Below are 17,699 nucleotides of genomic sequence, written 5' to 3'. Positions count from 1 at the left end.
TCCGATTCAACATCAAACTCATTCCCTATTAGTAGTCTAAATTTTTGTATTTAACTTTTCATATTCAGTTTATTACCGCTTTTTTTCAATCTTAGCAACAGAACTGTTACCTATTACTGAACTCTTGATAGATTCCATGCTATAGTATCAGTTCCATTCTCCCCATTACCATATTTCATATAATCGATTAAATATCCTACCTTTAACTTGTTACCATTCGATAGTATGTTCCATTGCTTATGGTGTCCAGTGAAATTCTTTGGATATGCATGATTAAATTTAAAAGTACTTGCGTTCTGTTTTTGATCTAAATGGATATAACTATCTTGAAGTTTTAAATATGCATAATCTGAATAAATAGGATTTTGAAATTTAATTAATACCTCTTCATCCTTTTTAATTGGTTTTCCAGGTTTAGGTTGACCTACTCTTTCAATAATTATATTTACTTTTTCATCGCTAGATTTTTCAGACCAAAGATACTCCCATTTATTCCCGGCATGATGACTTCCCCAATAAGCTGTATTTCCATATGAAGCCACGGTATAAGGAACTCCTTCTGTAACAACTTCACCTGAATTATCTACTACATAATCTTCAAATTCTTTATTAGCTTTAACTTCAGTATCAATCTTTTGTGTAGGCGTTAGATTGTGTGCGTCATTGATTTCAAATATAACTTTTCTGTGCGCAGCAATTTCAGATTTAATAGGGTGTATATTTTCTCTAGATTCATATGTAAATCCATTCTCACGTTTAACTAGTTTTACTGTTTGTGACGGAGCATTCCATTTCTTGCTATAAGTAGTAGGAATCTCTTTACTCACTCCAAATAAACCCGGTAAGATTGATGCCCTAATCTTTTGCGTCACAGAATCATAACTGCTTTCTACTAATGTTGGTTGCTGTAGTTTTGCAAAAGCACCATGTACAGAGTCTTTATGTAAATAACCGCGATCTCCCTGGCCCACTTTTAAATCGTTTAATGCATCAGTTCCATTATTAGCTGAAACCACTGATACGTTATTAGTACTTTTAGCCTTGTTTACAATATGATTTACTTTTTTCGTATCTATATTTACATGTTGAAAAACTTCGTTATAGGATAAAACTGGCTTATCAGCAAGGGATTTGTCTTTAGGAGTATATACCCTAAACTTTGGTATATTTCCTATATCTGTTTCTAATTGTTCAGTAGCTGCATTCACTCTAGACTCATATCTCCCTGAATCCCCCAAATGCATAATTTCTTCACCTTTTTCAATAGATAAATCCATTGTACTTGTAGGTAAAACTTCAATCGAAAGAAGCTCCCCTTGTTCAACAGCTTTCAATTCATCCAAAGATAAGACAATATTTGCATCTGCTTGTCCTTCTAAACTGTCAATTACTACTTCTGTTTTATTCCGTCCACCTTTTTCTGTACTTAAATAGTTTGCTTTATAACGATCTTGTGTTGCCTTTACAGTATTAATAATTTTGTTTCCTAAACGAATATTAAAATGTGGTGAAACATTTTCAGCGGATGCTGTTCCTACATTCTTATATTCCAAATGTACCCGTAATTTTGCTGCGTTCGCTGTATCAACAGTTGTTGCAGTAGACCAATCAAAATTATTTGTATAACTCTCCGTTTCCGTAGTTGTTTTTGAATATCCGTATCCCACATTTGCTGTAACACTTCCGGAAGGAACAGGACCGGCTGCTGAGCCTTCTACACCACCTGAACCACTTAAACCTACATTAAATGAATGTTGTGTAGATACACTTTTTTCCCATCCTCTGCTAACTGATCCGCCATTATTATCCGTAATGGTTGCAATAGGAATTACCTCAATTCGTTTGACACCAATTTGCAAATTCGGCATGTTGGCAACTATCGGATTGAAATTAGTATCAGAATCGTTGTTATAATTCTCAACCTCATACATATCAGTAAAAGGATCACCATCCGTATTTGCATTCATAGGATTCGATATAAATTTTGGTTTCCCTTTATCCTTCTCAGGATCCCATGCTTTCGCTTCATTTTTTCCAGTTTGTGAATTGAATTCAATTTTATATCCATTAATCTCTAAGTCGTTAGAAATACCATCTTTGTCCCAATCATTGTTTGCCATTTCAATGTTTTGTGTAATGAGCGAACCTATCTCCCCATCAGATCCGAGCGTGAAATTCTTATCTTCTTTTTTTGCATTTGCATTCTCTTTGAATATTTCAACTGTACGTCCTGGATTCGGTTGTGTTACATCTGCTAAAGCAGGAGATGCTAGAGTCAGTGCCATCGATACACTACCTAATACACTAATTGCTGGCTTTAATTGTTTCATTGTTATTTTTCCTCCTTGGTTTCTAGGTCAATTAGAACACCTACTAATAAGATTAATTTCATCATATATAACAAACCTTTCTTTTCTCTCTCATAACTGTTAAAAAAGTCTCTCGTAAATATTACAAAACACTTACAGAGTTTTTAAAAGCTATAAAATCTATATATGAATCATCAAAAAGCAGTAAAATAGTGAAAATAATAGATATGTCTGAATCACTTGGATGAAATCACCAGTTTCAAAAAAGCCTTCACGCAATGATGATTGCATGAAGGCTTTTGATATTTTCTTATTTTTTTGTCTCATTGACCCATGTAATAATGTCCTGGATGACGTACTCGGGAACATTTGCAGGGATTTCGTACTCACTTGGAAGACTCAATTCCCCGTCACCCTCCGTGAAGAAATGATTCAATTTCGGATATTCTTTGAACTGAACATTCCCGCTGTTTGAAAGTCCTTCCTGCCATTTTGTATAGTCATTTTTTACTGTTACTTGATAATCGCGTGCCCCTTGCAGAATCAGTAAAGGCTCTTTTCGTGATTTTGCCTCCTCAACTGGACGCCACCTAGTAACATCATACATAAAATGAGGAGACGGAAACGGAAAATTGTAGCCAGCTGGCGGATGGTCAGGATTGAAAGTGGGATCAAGGATAAAAGCGAACTGTCTTTTTAGTTCATCGATTACTTCCTTTGGCGCCCCAAGGTATTGACTCACATCAATGGCAGTGTCAGTCAAAGGGCGTGCAGGTGGTGCGAGTAAGATACTTCCTCGAACAAGTGAGGAAGGCGCTTTGCTCAGTATACGCGGCATTGCGCCAGCTCCTTGGCTATGTCCGAGAATGAAAATATTATTTGGATCAATGCCTTCCTGCTGCGCTGCTGACTTTGCTGCATATATGGCATCCTCTGTAGTATCACGGTCTAATGTAACAGGTTCTGCACTCATCTTTAATGCATGTTCTAAGGTACGTTTTTCATAGCGCAACACTGCAATTCCGTTGGATGAAAGCCCCACCGCAAGGTCTCGTAAGATTTTTGTTCCCAAATAGGTAGCATCGCGATCATGGATGCCAGCACCATGAACAAGAACAACGACGGGTACCTTTTCACCAGGCTTATGTTTCGGAACTGTTAATGTGGCTGGTAACGGATAAGTAGAATTTCCAATGACGATTTCACGTTCTTGATAGGAAGCAGGTTGGTCATATCTAGGATGCGGAATGTAAGATTCCTGGGGCGGCCTTTCCCCAACTTCATCTACTTTCCCGCCAGGTGTGAATTTAATGAGTAGCGGTATGGTAGTTCCTTCAATAGCTCCTGGAATTTCCACCGTCTGATGGACCAAGTTTCGTTCTTTTATTACAGGTGTTCCCATGATTTTTATCCCACTTTGTGTCCACCAGTTTTGTAATGTGTTTGCTGTAAACTTGGATTGAAAAGCAGCAGACGTCAACTGAAGTGCCTCTGCATACTTACCTTGCTGAAGATATTCAAAAAATAATGATGTACGCTCCGTTAAAGAGATTTGTTTCTTTTCTGCAGATTTCTCCTCACGTGTATCTGCGTGAATAACTGTTGTAAGCGGGAAAGATGAAACACCTAAAGAAAAGAGTAGGGTAAAGGTAAATACTGATTTTTGTATTTTCTTTTTTTTATTCATGTTTTAACCTCCAATATGTGATGGTAAAAAACAGGTATGGTAATTAGGGTTCTGGTGCAAAAACTTCAAAATATTTGCAAGTAATCTCCAAAACTTTGACATACTGATATTATTACTCTAAAAAACCATAGATTTCTCCTTTTTCCACATGCATATTAACCCCAGAAACAACCTTCCTTCACTTTATATTTTAAGCATAAGAAACAAAGCTCTCGTTTTTCTTACTTGATACTTACAAATTCCTTAAGTGTTAAAAACCTTAGCTTGATGGATATGGGTCTGTACCCCATATCCATCAAGTTATCTAAATAAAACACCCTCTAAAAGTTAAGAACACCTAAAAATATAAATAGACATTTATTAAATTTGTTTGTTATAATTCAAACAAAATAAAAAAACGTTTATATTTTTCATTTAACGATATCAAATTTACTGGAGGGGATAAAGATGAAAAAAGCACTTTACATCAATATAGGTGGAGAAGGACACTTAAATCCAACGTTAGGATTAGTACAGGATTTAGTACAACGTGGAGACAACATCGTCTATTATTCATCAAATGATTTTAAAGAAAAAATCAAAAAAGCAGGTGCACAATTCCGTCCCATCAATCAAGAGGCACAAAGAGAGCTTTCGGAAAATATGAATCTTATGACTTCCCATCCTCAAGAGTACTTATTACACTTCCTTCATGCTATGGAAAGAATTACTGATTCCATTTTTGAAGAAATCTCTAAAGAAACATACGATTACATCCTCTACGATGCACAGTCTTTACCTGGAAAATGGATCGCTCACCATAGAGGTTTAGCATCTATTGCAACTTGGACCACGTTTGCTTTTTCACAAGAACAAAAAGAAAATATGAACCTGACAGGAACAAGAAACATAGAACAAAAACAGGAACGTTTAGCCATGCTACAAGCATTTTTGCAATTAGAAGAAATAGCAAAAATGAAACAATATTTAGAAGGAAAATATGAAGTATCCCTATCTGATAATTTTTTACTTTGTCCGGGTTCAGGTGATTTGAATATTGTCTTTACTTCCCGTTATTTCCAAAGAAACAGCAAGGATTTTAAGGATGGCTATATTTTTATCGGTCCTTCCATTGCTGAAAATGAAACTCTAAATGATTTTTCGGTTGATGAATTAAAAGGAGATCGTGTGATTTATATTTCTATGGGAACCATAATTAATAATCAACCTGAATTCTATCAAAAATGTTTCGTCGGTCTAAAAGATCTCAATGCGAAAGTAGTACTTAGTATAGGCAAACAATTAACAGTGGAGCAGCTAGGAGATATACCTGATAATTTTATTGTTGGTAACTATCTTCCACAATTAGATATACTGCGTCAAGCGGATGTATTTATTAGTCATTGTGGAATGAATAGCACAAGTGAATCACTTTATTTTGAAGTACCTCTAGTTATGCTCCCATTTATAAATGATCAGCATACGATTGCTGAGCGAGTATACGAACTTGGCGCAGGATTTATGTTAAATACCCAGCAATTATCGGCCGAGGATTTAAAACATGCCGTTAATGAAGTGTTACAGCACTCGATTTACAAAGAGAATGCAAAAAAAATTAGTCAATCATTCCGTGAGGCAGGTGGTTATATCAAAGCTGTTAATGAGATTATTACATTTACTCGTTAATTCTGCTATGTATGCCACTCAAGGCCTATTAACTTAAGAATTTTATAACACCCTACAACAAGAATATAGAAGATAGAAGAAATGCTGGCAGTATTCCATACTCATCAAGCTAAGAAATTAAATACCCCACATCCACCAACTTAAAAAATCAAGTCATCCCCAAAACGACAAAGCTCGCTTCTTATTTTAAAAAGATAAGAAGTGAGCTTTTTTGTCTACTATGATAATGATTGATATGTAAGTTACATTTTTATAGTATTAAGTTTTTTTATGATAACTACATATGAATAGAATTCACTTTTTAGGAATATATAAAATATATACGTACAAGCTTAGTAGCCTACTCACTACATCCTTAGTGAAAATATTTTGGAGGAAGATATATGTCGAAAAAAGTGCTCCTGTTTACAGATTTGGGAATTGATGATGCGTTTGCTATTCTGTATACCTTTTTTCGTAAAGATATTCAACTTGTAGGCATTGTCGCCGATTATGGAAATGTATCAAGAGAGAATGTTATCAGAAATATTAACTATTTGAAGTACATTGCGGGAAAAAAAGAGATACCTGTATTCCTTGGGGCTTCTGTACCGTTAACAGGGATATTGGTTCAGTATTTCCCTGAGGTACATGGGAAAGTCGGATTAGGACCTATTATTCCACCTGAGATTTCTTATCCAGTTTACCCCTTAAATGATATTTATCAAATTATACATTCAAATCTAGAAGATCTTACAATTATCAATTTAGGAAGACTTTCTTCGCTAGCTACGACTTTTGTATTGAATTTAGAAACAATGCGAAGCGTAAGAGAATGTATTTGCATGGGGGGAGCTTTTTTCTATCCAGGTAACGTGACTGCCGTAGCTGAAGCTAACTTTTACGCAGACCCTTATGCAGCAAACTTAATTTTGCAGCATGCAAAGAACTTGACAATTATTCCATTAAATATAACTCAACATGCAATTGTTACACCCGAAATGGTCCAGCAAATCGATGCATTTCATCGGAATACACAGGATCTTGCAGGGCTCATCATCAAACCTATGTTAGACTATTATTATAATTTCTACTCCAAGTCTAATCCGGGTATAAGCGGAAGTCCTATGCATGATTTTGTAACAGTGTGGTATTTGCTGAATCAAGAAGCTGTTAGCCTTTCAAGAGTACCCATTAAAGTAATTCCTGATCAAGGAGAAGGATTTGGTCAAAGCATTGCAGATTTTCGTTTTGCAACTAATCCAGGCTATAAAATGCATAATGTAGCTTTTCAGTTTGATTATGAAAGATTCAAAAAGGATATTATGGAAACGTTCTTAAATAAGAGAGTGTAACATAACTTCAGATAATACAGTTTATTTGAATGGGAAGTCCCTTCAGTACTTCTGAAAGGATTGTTAAAGTTGTTGTAATACTTTGGGTTTTATGAAACATAATGTAGCTGGTTTAGAAAGAATAACGTTTTTTTTACTTGGAGATAGTGAGAATTCTTAAATTCATTCGCATGGGGGGAGCACCACATTGCCATCAAGTTAAAAAATATTTTTCACTCAAAACAAAAAAACGAGCTGAATTCACATAAATAACTGTAGAGAGATAACAATTTTATTTTGGGAGTGCTTTAAAATATTAGCTTGATAGCGATGTGGTGCTACCCCTTATGTTGTGGGAAGATGTAGCATTTCTTTTATAAGTAAGACTCAAAAGTTACCATACCTGATAAAGGAAATATTAATGTAACTCTAGTTCCTTTATCCATTTCAGATTCAATGCCAATTTTCAATCCTAATTTTGAACACAGTTTTTCACATAGATACAAGCCCATTCCTGTACTTTTGCTAAATCTTCTTCCATTCTCTCCAGTAAACCCTTTCTCAAAAACTCTATTTATATCTTTAGTTAGTATCCCTACTCCATTATCCTCTATAGTTAGTATTACTGAGTTAGTTTTCTTAATTGAGTATATACGTATCATTTGTTCTTTATTATTTGAGTATTTTATAGAATTTCCTATTATTTGATTAATAATAAATTCAACCCATTTCCCATCACTATATACGATTTCATCAATATCCTGTATATCTAATTTTATTTTCTTATGAATAAAATCCCTATAGTTTCTTTTAATTACATTCCTTACTACATTATCAAGGTTGATTGGCTTGATAATGTAATCTTTATTAACGTTACTACTTCGAGAATAATACAGAACCTGTTCTACAAACCCATCAATCCGATCCATTTGAGAGTCAATTTTATTAGTTACTTCATTTTGATTATTTTCAATTATAAGCTTTGTAGAAGCTATTGGTGTCTTAATTTCATGCACCCATGTCTCTATATATTCTCTGTAATCCAATTGCATATCTCTATAATACTTTACATTTTCATGCATATCTCTACTTACTTCTTTCAGTATAGCGTTAAGCTTTTCCCCATGTATAAAGGTTGCTTCCTTTACTACCTCTGGAAGTAGATATTTTTTCTCCAAGTTTTCTAATATGCCATTAATCTCATTATAATAATTTTTACATTTTATAAATTCTATAGCCATATATGATATCAATGGAAAAAACCAAATGCAAAAGACAAAGAATATTATAATGAACTGAACATTTGCAGTCAGCAATATACCTGCTAATAAAATAAATACTAGTACATTAGATAGTATTACTACTATTTTATCTTTAATAAATTCACCTATATTCATGGCATTATATACCCTAAACTTCTTCTTGTTGCAATGGGATTTTCTATACCTATCTCTTCAAGCTTTTTTCTTAATCTATTTATATTAACAGTTAAAGTGCTATCATCCACAAAATAATCAGATTTCCATAAGGTTTCTATGAGTGAATCTCTTTTTACAATATTTCCGCGATTATTTATTAAGCATGAGAGAATTTTCACTTCATTTTTAGTTAACTCTACCGACTTGTCTTGATAAGTAACTGTTGCATTTGAAAGATTTAAATTAAAATCTCTATAAATTAAGATATGATTCGTCTTGAAATCTCCAGAAGTTCTTCTTAAAATGTTTGTTACTCTTGCTAATAGTATTTCTGTATTATACGGCTTTGTTATAAAATCGTCTGCTCCTAAATTCATACTTATTAGTTCATCTACATCACTATCTCTGCTTGTAACCATGAAAATTGGAACATCTGAAGTTTTACGTATTTCTCTGCATATATAATAGCCATCGAACACAGGAAGATTTATGTCTAGTAATATAAGGTCTGCATTCTCACTTTCTATATATTCGATAATATGATTAAAATCTGTGGGAGCATTTACTTCATATCCATACTTTATAAAAAAATGTTGTAATTCTTCTCTGATGATTTCATCATCTTCAATCAGAATGATCTTTTTCATGACTTTTCCCTCCCTATACAGAATATAAGGCTATTACATCTTGAGAAACAAGGTGTAATAGCCCTAATGAGCATTATAAAATCAAGTATTACTTTTTACAATATTTTTATACCCGACATATGTCGTGTAGAAGTATCCTACATAAACTACAAGAAATACTAAGCCAGTCATCAATGCTGGTAAAGTAATGTCTGTTGGTTGAATTGCGTTAATAAAATTATTGATTACATAAATTCCAACTATAGAATGAATTAGGGCAAGAATAACTGGTAGACTAAAGTATACGAAAGTTTGAATAAAAATCGTTTTGTCAATCATGGTTCCGTTTGAACCAATTCTCTTCAAAGATTTATATCGACCTATGCTATCACTGGCTTCTGATAATTGTTGAAGAGCTAATACAGCCATACTCGTTATTAGAAATACAATTCCTATATATATCCCAATAAACATTATGATCGTTTTTAACCCCTTACTTTCTGCACGAACTTCATCCTTTGATTTGCCTGATATATATACAATATTTAATTTCGGGCCATTTTCGTCAAAAAAGCCCTTTGCAACGTTATCATATTTTTTATTATATTCTTCCCTATTTCCATCTATATAATTTACATTAAGTACGGATGTACTAATTTTGTGGTCTGATACAAACTCATCATTTATAACGATTGCGAAGAAATTAAGTTGCGCATCAGAAGTGTAAAGATTCTCTTGTATAACTTTAGTGTTTTTTACCAGATATTCTTTTTCTTTAATATTCACTTTATTACTATTTTTTAATCTTTTATTTATCGGATTAACCAACCGGTTAATATTTGATAAAAGTACAACTTCATTGTTATTTAAAGTAATTTTCTTTTCACCTTTGAGATTTAAAATTTTATTATAATCAGATACTTTAATGATATTCACACCGCTATCCCTATAATCTTTAAATGCTTCTGGTATTAAGTCCCCCACTTTCATCTCTGTGGAATATACATTATAAGATACATATTTTTCGTTATTACTTAGTTTAAAATTTGATTTATTTAATACATCTTCTATAGCGTAACTTTCATCCCTATTCACCAACACAATACTGGCATCAAATGGTGTTGTTTCTTTTATTGTTGCGCCCATCATTCTGTTAAAGCTAATTCCTGTAGATAAAGTCACCATTGTAAGGAATAACATTAAACAGATTACAGACATGGATATAAAATTTGTATTAACCTTACTATTTATTTGTTTGATGATAAATATATTTAAACCCTTAAAATAGACTTTTTTATTCTTCTTTACAACATATAATATAAATCCAGATAAACTAAAGAAAAACAGAAATGTACCTAATATGCCAAGAAGGATTGATACCACGAGCATAGGATTTTGATAATTCAATCCAATTCTTAGTACAGTCACATATGCATATCCAAGTGATGCTACACACATAATAAATGTGATTACATAGATAAGAGGATTTCTAAATTTTACATCTTCATTTTTTCTACCTGCTGTTAACAAATCAATTATTTTGTATTTAGAAACAACATATACATTAAATAACATAACAAGAAAAAACATGATTCCAAAGTACAATACGCTTTTACCTATAGCACTTATTGAAATTATAAATTTATATTTATTGATGGGCAATTCAAATAACTTTAATGCAAATGTCGATAATCCCTGCGATACTCCAATACCTATTATAAGTCCACTCACTAAAGAGATAACACCAACTAGAAATGTCTCTGCTACTAATATTCTAGATATGTTTCTTCTTCCCATCCCTAAAGTCATGTATATCCCTAATTCTTTTTTACGTTTTTTAATTAAGAAATTATTTGCATACAATATTAAACCACCTAATATTACGGTTACAAATACTGACACATCTGAGATAGCGTTTATTACTGTAGGCACATACTTTCTATCTGAAGCGTTAATTTCCATAAGTGCCTTTTGTGATTCTATTGAGTTAAAGCTATAAAATATACAAACAGCCAGTGTTAGTGTTAAGAAATATATTGCATAATCTTTAAAACTTTTCTTTACATTCCCAATAGCAAGCTTAGAGTACATTATTATCGTCACCTCCAAGAAGAGTTATAACTTCAATAATTTTAGTAAAGAATTCTTTTCTGGAATCATTTCCTCTTACCAACTCGATAAATATTTTGCCATCATTAATAAAAAGAATTCTACGAGCATAGCTTGCTGTAAATGCATCATGAGTAACCATAAGTATGGTAGCTTTTAAATCCTTATTAAGCCTTTCAAATCTTTCGAGTAATAATCTAGCTGATTTAGAATCTAACGATCCTGTTGGTTCATCTGCAAGTACCAAAGATGGATCTGTTACGATAGCTCTTGCCGAAGCAACCCTTTGTTTTTGTCCGCCCGATATTTGATAAGGGTATTTGCTTAATACTTCTTCAATGTCTAAATATTTTGCAACCGCTTGTATTTTGCCATCAATTTTTGAACTTTCCTCACCTTTTATAGTTAACGCTAGGGCGATATTTTCATAAGCAGTAAGAGTATCTAATAAATTAAAATCCTGAAATACAAACCCTAATTCATTTTTTCTAAACTTATCTAGTGACTTTGATTTTAACCGAGTAATGTCACTATTATTGATTATTATTTTTCCCGTCGTAACATGATCAATCGTTGATATACAGTTAAGTAGTGTAGTTTTTCCACTTCCTGAGGGCCCCATTATCCCAACAAATTCCCCCTCATCTACCTTAAAACTAATATTATCTATAGCCTTTGTTACGTTATCTTTATTACCATAATATTTTTCAATTTTTTCTACACTTAATATATTTCGCATTAATACTTCTCCTTTTTCATTATAAAAATTCTTTAACTCCCCTTCATTTTATATAATTTCATTACTAGTATCGGTGGAATTACATTTCATTAACATTACATTTTTGTTATATTGAGTGATACCTCTCCATGTAAGTTATGAGAAATCGCGATGGTATAAGTAAGGATTATTCGGTGCTTTACCAAAGAAGCAAAAAAATGTAGGGGTATCGATTTTGGTGCAAAAACGATAAGAATTATGTAATTAATAGAAATAAACAAACTGGTTACAGCGTAACAACAGCTCTATTTAAAAGACATGGATTCATAGTCATTTCAATAGAAATTATTTTTTACACTAGTATTTTCATGCATGATAAAGACGTTTTAAAAAATATCCACTTTGTTGTCTCCGTTTAAAAAGTACCCATTCCCTTGTCTCCATATGAGGACAAGGAAATGGGTACTAAATGGAGAGTCTCCGTCGGAAATTCGGCATTTTAAACTATAAAATTAGTTCCTACTTTCACGTCTTTCTACAACAAGGGGTAGCACCAACAAGGACGATGAATGACTAACTATTTAGACAAAAAGTTTAAGATACAGTTTTATATAACTAAATCAATCTTGTTTAATAATATAGAAATTTTGAAGAAAGACATGAAACTGAATACTTTTTAAACTAGAACGTGTTTTTTATAAATTGCAAAATTTAATAACGGTAAAGGAATACTATTTTTTATGAACAGGTGGAATGCTTTGTGGAAAATTGAAAACATCTTCTGGATCGTATTTAGCTTTCAATTGAGTCAATCGTTTGAAGTTTTCACCATAATATAAATCTGACCAATCTTTCATTAAAAGATCTGGTGTGTTAACGTAGACTCCTTTTGTAAAAGGAATCAATGCGTGACGAAAATCTTCTACCCAGCGAATCCCTTGTGCAGCTCCCTCAGGTTTGTCCCAAGTGGAAAATAACACCATATTCATTAGAGCTTTTCGGTAAAAATAAGCAGTAGCTTCCTCGGATACTTCAGAAACAGTCCCACCTAACCCCTGGAAAAATACAGAAACAGTAAAATTAGATGGAGCTTGATTTATAAAATGTTGAATCGTAGCAATACCTTCTTCAGGTAATAAAGTGTCCATAAAAGGTGCTACGCTTTTAAATGGAAAAGGAGTTGCAGGCTGATAATTGGAAATTAACGTTATAGCTTCTAAATAAGACAGTTCTTTTATATCTACCTTTATAGGTGATCCAATTTGGAGAAGTGGTTGTATCAATTTCTGTAAGTCTGTAACTGATCCATGAAAAATCCCATGCATCAACAAGGGGGCTGTCTTTTCTGACGACAATAATAATGTAGGGGTAAAGCGTTTATCAGAAGTAGGTAGAGTATACTTTTGCCATTCCTGTATAACGGCTTTTAAATCCTGGTGCCCCCAACTAACTTCAGCAAAACCAACTGTCTTAATTTCATGAGTACGAAAGCGAAAAGATGTACAAATACCGAAACTTCCGCCTCCACCACGTAAAGCCCAAAATAAATCAGGATGCTTCTGATCATTAACCTGCAATACACAGCCGTTAGCATCAACCATTTCTATTTCTACTACATGATCAAGTAGTAGTCCTAATGGTCTAGAAAGAACACCTTGCCCGCCACCTAAAGCTATTCCTGAGATAGCTGGTTTAGGACAAACCCCATTAGGAATAGCTAATCCTTCTTTCCCAAGAAACTCAGCTAATTGGAGATTTTTACAACCAGCTCCTACTGTAACAGTTTTTGATGTTGGATCTATTATTATTTGATTTATTTCACTGACATCAATTACAATACCACCATCTAAAACTGACAAGCCTTCATAATTGTGACCTCCTGAACGTACTCGCATAGGTACGTTATAATGTAATGACCATCGTACTGCTTTCACAACGTCTTGAGTATTTTGTGCAAAAACAATAACAAAAGGAAATCTATTAAAAAATGTGTTAAACGATTGACGTGCTGAATCATATTGTGCTTCACCAGGTGACACAATACGCCCTGTTAAACTTATATTTTCATCATAGTGCATATAGAAACCTCACTCTCCGTGCAAGAATTTTAATGCTATAATATGAATAGTATGTATGTAAAAAAAAATAATTCCGTTCAGCTTTTAAATCGACAAAATCCATTTTTGAGCCTCTATTTTTAATATATAGACTAGTGACGCATTCCTATCAAACTAAGAATTCAGAAATACCCAAAAAGGTCGTTCTAAGAGTAATATAAAATTTTCACTTGTTGGCGTTTTGGTACCACCAGCATTTTGAAAACCACGCTAAGCCAAAAAAATACAAAAAGCCGCCCATATAGACAGCTTTTTTACATACTTATGGTTATTGCGAATCCCTCCCTATCAGAAAGAGTAGTATAGTGGTCTTAAAATAATGATGTATAAGAGATAAAGTCCAAGAAGAACGGCAGTAATTATACGTGATGTTGCTGCCAATCTTTGGCTCTCGTACAGCTTATTCAAGAAAAAAAAGAACAGAACTACCCAAATTCCCTTTGAGAAAAAGTCATGCAGTATACTGAATATAGCATCAAAAACTTGTATGAAATTCATTGAAATCCCCTCCGTTTTTTCCTTATTATACCACTAGGTAAGAGTAATACATTGTGTGATTTTTGTTATATATGATATACATGTTGGGTTAACATAACGTAACATTATCGATAGAAAGAAAAAGGCAGAATACTACTTTCACAAGGAATACACCTTTATATTTTTCTATGACTCTATTCATTTATTTATACATTCCTATCCTGGCGCGATTTTAAGGTTTTCTTTTGTTACTGGATTATCCGAATAATTGTATAAAATCTTGCATGTTCTTAGCTTAGATTTTTCCGAAATACTGGCTGTACCCCATGCCCATAAACTTAAGAATTTAGAACTCCCCCCAAAAATTATGAGTTTTTCGTTACAAGTTATCAGAAAATTATCGTTTTTTGGGTATTTGTATTTTCTTAGCTTGATTGCGATGAGCGGTACCCCATAAAGGCCCCCGATACATAATTGATGTTCTGCCATTTGTAGAAAACAATCCACTTATACCATTTTAACAAGAAGAAATATCTCTTCCATGTTGTAATATTGGCTTACGTTAAGCTTGTGAAAAAACATATTCATGTATAATACAATTGATGTATGATACATTAGTTGTAGGAGGGTGACCTATTTGAAAAGAGAAGATGCCTTAAAACTAAGAACAGATATTAAGAAAATGATTATAATAACTGGGGTTTTTGAATCTCAAAATTTGCCCAATGGACCATTTGAAAAACCTTTACCAACTTCTCAAATGATGGCGTTAGAGGAACTAGAGGTGGAAAAATTAACTGTTTGGCAACTATCCAATAAACTTAGATTAGAGACTTCAACTGTAAGTAGATTGGTAGATAAGTTAGTAAAAAAGGGGCTTATTTATCGTGAAGTAAATGAAAAAAATAGAAGAGAACTTTTTCTGCACCTCACAGAAAAAGGTCACATAACTGTTAATTGCTTAAGAGAGCAATCCATTACATTTTATCAAAGTATTCTCAATAATTTATCAGAATCAGAACAAAAAATAGTTTTGGATGGTTTTGAATTATTTATTGATTCTATTTCTAAGCCTTTTGATTAGAGTGAGGTAAATCATAACATTTGGAGGGTAAAATGAGTTTGGATTTTGAACGTCCTATTATTGAATTAAAAGAGAAATTTGATGAATTAAAGAAAATTATGAAAGAAAATAATGTAGATTTATCGCCAGAAATTCATGTATTAGAAAAACGTTTAAATAAAATGCAAGATAAAATTTATTCTAATATTACACCTTTTCAACGAGTTCAAATTGCAAGGCTACGTAACCGGCCCACGACATTGGACTATATACCTTTATTGTTTACAAACTTTCTCGAACTTCATGGCGATCGATTATATGGTGATGATAAAGCAATGATAGGTGGTATTGCAAAATTTAAAGGGATGCCCGTTACGGTTATTGGTCATCAAAGAGGTAGAAATACAAAGGAAAATATAGAAAGAAATTTTGGAATGGCACATCCAGAAGGTTATAGAAAAGCGCTAAGACTTATGAAACAAGCTGATAAATTTAATCGCCCTATTATTACATTTATTGATACAATAGGCGCCTATCCAGGGAAAGGGTCTGAAGAACGTGGAATTTCTGAAGCGATAGCTCGAAATCTATTTGAAATGGCTACACTTAAAGTGCCAATTGTTTGTATTGTAATTGGAGAGGCATCAAGTGGTGGAGCTCTTGGCATTAGTGTCGGTAACCATATCCATATGTTAGAGTATTCATGGTACTCGGTAATTTCGCCAGAAGGAGCAGCATCTATCCTATGGAAGGACGCTAAGTATGCTCCAGAAGCTGCTGAACATATGAAAATTTCAGCAAAAGATTTAAAACATTTAGGAATTATTGATGAAATCATTCCTGAAATTAAAGGTGGAGCACAAAATGATATAAAATCACAGGCAAAAGTGATTGAATCTGTAATCGAATCATCTCTAAAAAAATTGATACTATTATCCTCGGAAGAGCTTATACAACAGCGGTATGAAAAGTATAGACAAATAGAGAATTATAAATGAAAATATTTAAAGTCCGTATTACATTTCGGAGGATTCTCACAAAAAAATTCCAAATATTTTGTAAGTAACCTCTTAAACTGGGATATGTTGATACTATTACTCTACAAAAGGTGTGTGATCGGTATGGAAAAGGAAAATTTGTTTAAATGGAAGCATTATCACATACCCATCAACTTAAGAAATTGATTGTTCCCCAAAACGAAAAAATGAGCTGAATTCTCATAAATAACTGTAAAAGGTGAAAATTTCGTTATGGGGGATATCTCAAAAGCTTAGGTTGATGGCAATGGGGTACAGCCACATACCCATCAACCTAAGAAAAGCAAATACCCCAAAACGAGAAATTTTGGGGTATCAAGTAGCTTTGGATTGGTTAATGTAATAATAAATTTGACAATAATTTAAGCGAAAATATAATCCGTTACATTATGTCTAAATATTATAATTCAAATTGTAACGAAATCAGAAGTTCATCTTAGTGAAGTTCAATTTTAATCCTTTTTTTCTTAGCACCTTTATTTTGGATTTTAAGGATTGAAAAATTCCCGATTTCAGTTGTGTTGTTAACGTGCGTTCCTCCACAAGCCTGTTCATCAATGTCATTTATTTGAACGAGTCGAATTTTATTAAGCGATGATGGAAGTAAGCTGATAACTGTTTTAATGATTCCATCTCTTTGCTCTGCTTCTTCTCTATCAATTATTTTCGTGTAAACATCATGCGATATCGTTAATAAATTCTTTAAAGATTGTTCTAGTTCCTCAAAGGGTATATCTTCTATAATTTCTGGTGAAAACGCTAACTCTAATCTTGCATGATCCCTTTCGATTTGACTACTAGTAGCTAAAGCATTGTAATGTTTATATAAATACCCTGAAATTACATGTAATAATGTATGATAACGCATATTTTGAAAACGCCAATCCCAATCGATTTGTAGTGTAACTCCTTGTTGTGAATCGAGTAGTGGACGATCAAGTTCATGTATGATTTCATTTTCTACTTTTTTTACTTTTAATACTTCATATATTTCGTTTCCTTGCTGAATTTTCCCAAAGTCACAAGGTTGTCCACCACCACCTGGATAAAAAATGGTTTGATTTAATACAATAAATCTTCCATCAATTGATATAATTTCTGCATCGCATTCTTTTAAATAACTATTCTCTTCATATAGTAATATTGTCATTTTATTTAAC

13 protein-coding genes are annotated in these 17,699 nt (G+C 33.0%); 4 read left to right on the top strand and 9 right to left on the bottom strand.

The window, feature by feature from the left end; genetic code table 11:
- Positions 1-113 precede the first annotated feature (113 nt).
- Both AC3WVA_RS20955 and AC3WVA_RS20950 read right to left on the bottom strand, forming a co-directional pair.
- The gene (locus AC3WVA_RS20955; protein WP_492322154.1) at positions 114-2,330 is read right to left on the bottom strand and encodes a binary toxin-like calcium binding domain-containing protein; all 2,217 of its coding nucleotides are present in this window, start codon (positions 2,328-2,330) and stop codon (positions 114-116) included.
- A gap of 289 nt (positions 2,331-2,619) precedes the next feature.
- On the bottom strand, positions 2,620-3,996 hold the full coding sequence (locus AC3WVA_RS20950; RefSeq protein ID WP_492322153.1) for an alpha/beta hydrolase: 1,377 nt from the start codon (positions 3,994-3,996) through the stop codon (positions 2,620-2,622).
- 447 nt (positions 3,997-4,443) lie between these two features.
- Here AC3WVA_RS20950 and AC3WVA_RS20945 point away from each other — a divergent pair, with 447 nt between their 5' ends.
- Complete coding sequence (locus AC3WVA_RS20945; protein WP_429604151.1) at positions 4,444-5,661, top strand: macrolide family glycosyltransferase; 1,218 nt, start codon at positions 4,444-4,446, stop codon at positions 5,659-5,661.
- A 383-nt stretch (positions 5,662-6,044) separates the two neighbouring features.
- Complete coding sequence (locus AC3WVA_RS20940; RefSeq protein WP_429604150.1) at positions 6,045-6,995, top strand: nucleoside hydrolase; 951 nt, start codon at positions 6,045-6,047, stop codon at positions 6,993-6,995.
- A 353-nt stretch (positions 6,996-7,348) separates the two neighbouring features.
- Here the strand turns inward: AC3WVA_RS20940 and AC3WVA_RS20935 are convergent, their stop codons facing one another.
- From AC3WVA_RS20935 to AC3WVA_RS20910, 6 genes are all read right to left on the bottom strand, one after another.
- Positions 7,349-8,371 carry a sensor histidine kinase gene (locus tag AC3WVA_RS20935; protein ID WP_429604149.1) on the bottom strand — a complete coding sequence of 341 codons (1,023 nt, stop codon included), beginning with the start codon at positions 8,369-8,371 and terminating at the stop codon, positions 7,349-7,351.
- Positions 8,368-9,039: a response regulator transcription factor gene (locus AC3WVA_RS20930; RefSeq protein WP_098096903.1), complete on the bottom strand. Its 672-nt coding sequence runs from the start codon at positions 9,037-9,039 to the stop codon at positions 8,368-8,370. Before AC3WVA_RS20930 ends, AC3WVA_RS20935 begins: the two co-directional genes overlap by 4 nt.
- A gap of 81 nt (positions 9,040-9,120) precedes the next feature.
- A complete protein-coding gene (locus tag AC3WVA_RS20925) occupies positions 9,121-11,109 on the bottom strand; it encodes an FtsX-like permease family protein (RefSeq protein WP_492322152.1) in 1,989 nt (662 codons plus the stop codon).
- Entirely contained in the window at positions 11,099-11,866 is a 768-nt protein-coding gene (locus tag AC3WVA_RS20920; protein WP_429604147.1) for an ABC transporter ATP-binding protein, read from the bottom strand. Before AC3WVA_RS20920 ends, AC3WVA_RS20925 begins: the two co-directional genes overlap by 11 nt.
- Positions 11,867-12,576: 710 nt before the next feature.
- A complete protein-coding gene (locus AC3WVA_RS20915) occupies positions 12,577-13,923 on the bottom strand; it encodes an FAD-binding oxidoreductase (protein ID WP_429604146.1) in 1,347 nt (448 codons plus the stop codon).
- Positions 13,924-14,250: 327 nt separating this feature from the next.
- The gene (locus tag AC3WVA_RS20910; RefSeq protein ID WP_306174536.1) at positions 14,251-14,460 is read right to left on the bottom strand and encodes a hypothetical protein; all 210 of its coding nucleotides are present in this window, start codon (positions 14,458-14,460) and stop codon (positions 14,251-14,253) included.
- Between the two features lie 616 nt (positions 14,461-15,076).
- Here AC3WVA_RS20910 and AC3WVA_RS20905 point away from each other — a divergent pair.
- Both AC3WVA_RS20905 and AC3WVA_RS20900 read left to right on the top strand, forming a co-directional pair.
- Complete coding sequence (locus AC3WVA_RS20905) at positions 15,077-15,523, top strand: MarR family winged helix-turn-helix transcriptional regulator (RefSeq protein ID WP_429604145.1); 447 nt, start codon at positions 15,077-15,079, stop codon at positions 15,521-15,523.
- Positions 15,524-15,555: 32 nt separating this feature from the next.
- Entirely contained in the window at positions 15,556-16,500 is a 945-nt protein-coding gene (locus AC3WVA_RS20900) for an acetyl-CoA carboxylase carboxyltransferase subunit alpha (RefSeq protein ID WP_000050726.1), read from the top strand.
- Positions 16,501-16,975: 475 nt separating this feature from the next.
- Here the strand turns inward: AC3WVA_RS20900 and AC3WVA_RS20895 are convergent, their stop codons facing one another.
- Entirely contained in the window at positions 16,976-17,689 is a 714-nt protein-coding gene (locus AC3WVA_RS20895; RefSeq protein WP_429604144.1) for an alanyl-tRNA editing protein, read from the bottom strand.
- Between the last annotated feature and the right edge of the window lie 10 nt (positions 17,690-17,699).

The organism is Bacillus sp. EB106-04-02-XG92 (genome assembly GCF_058791995.1).
This window is presented reverse-complemented; position numbering and strand designations above follow the sequence as displayed.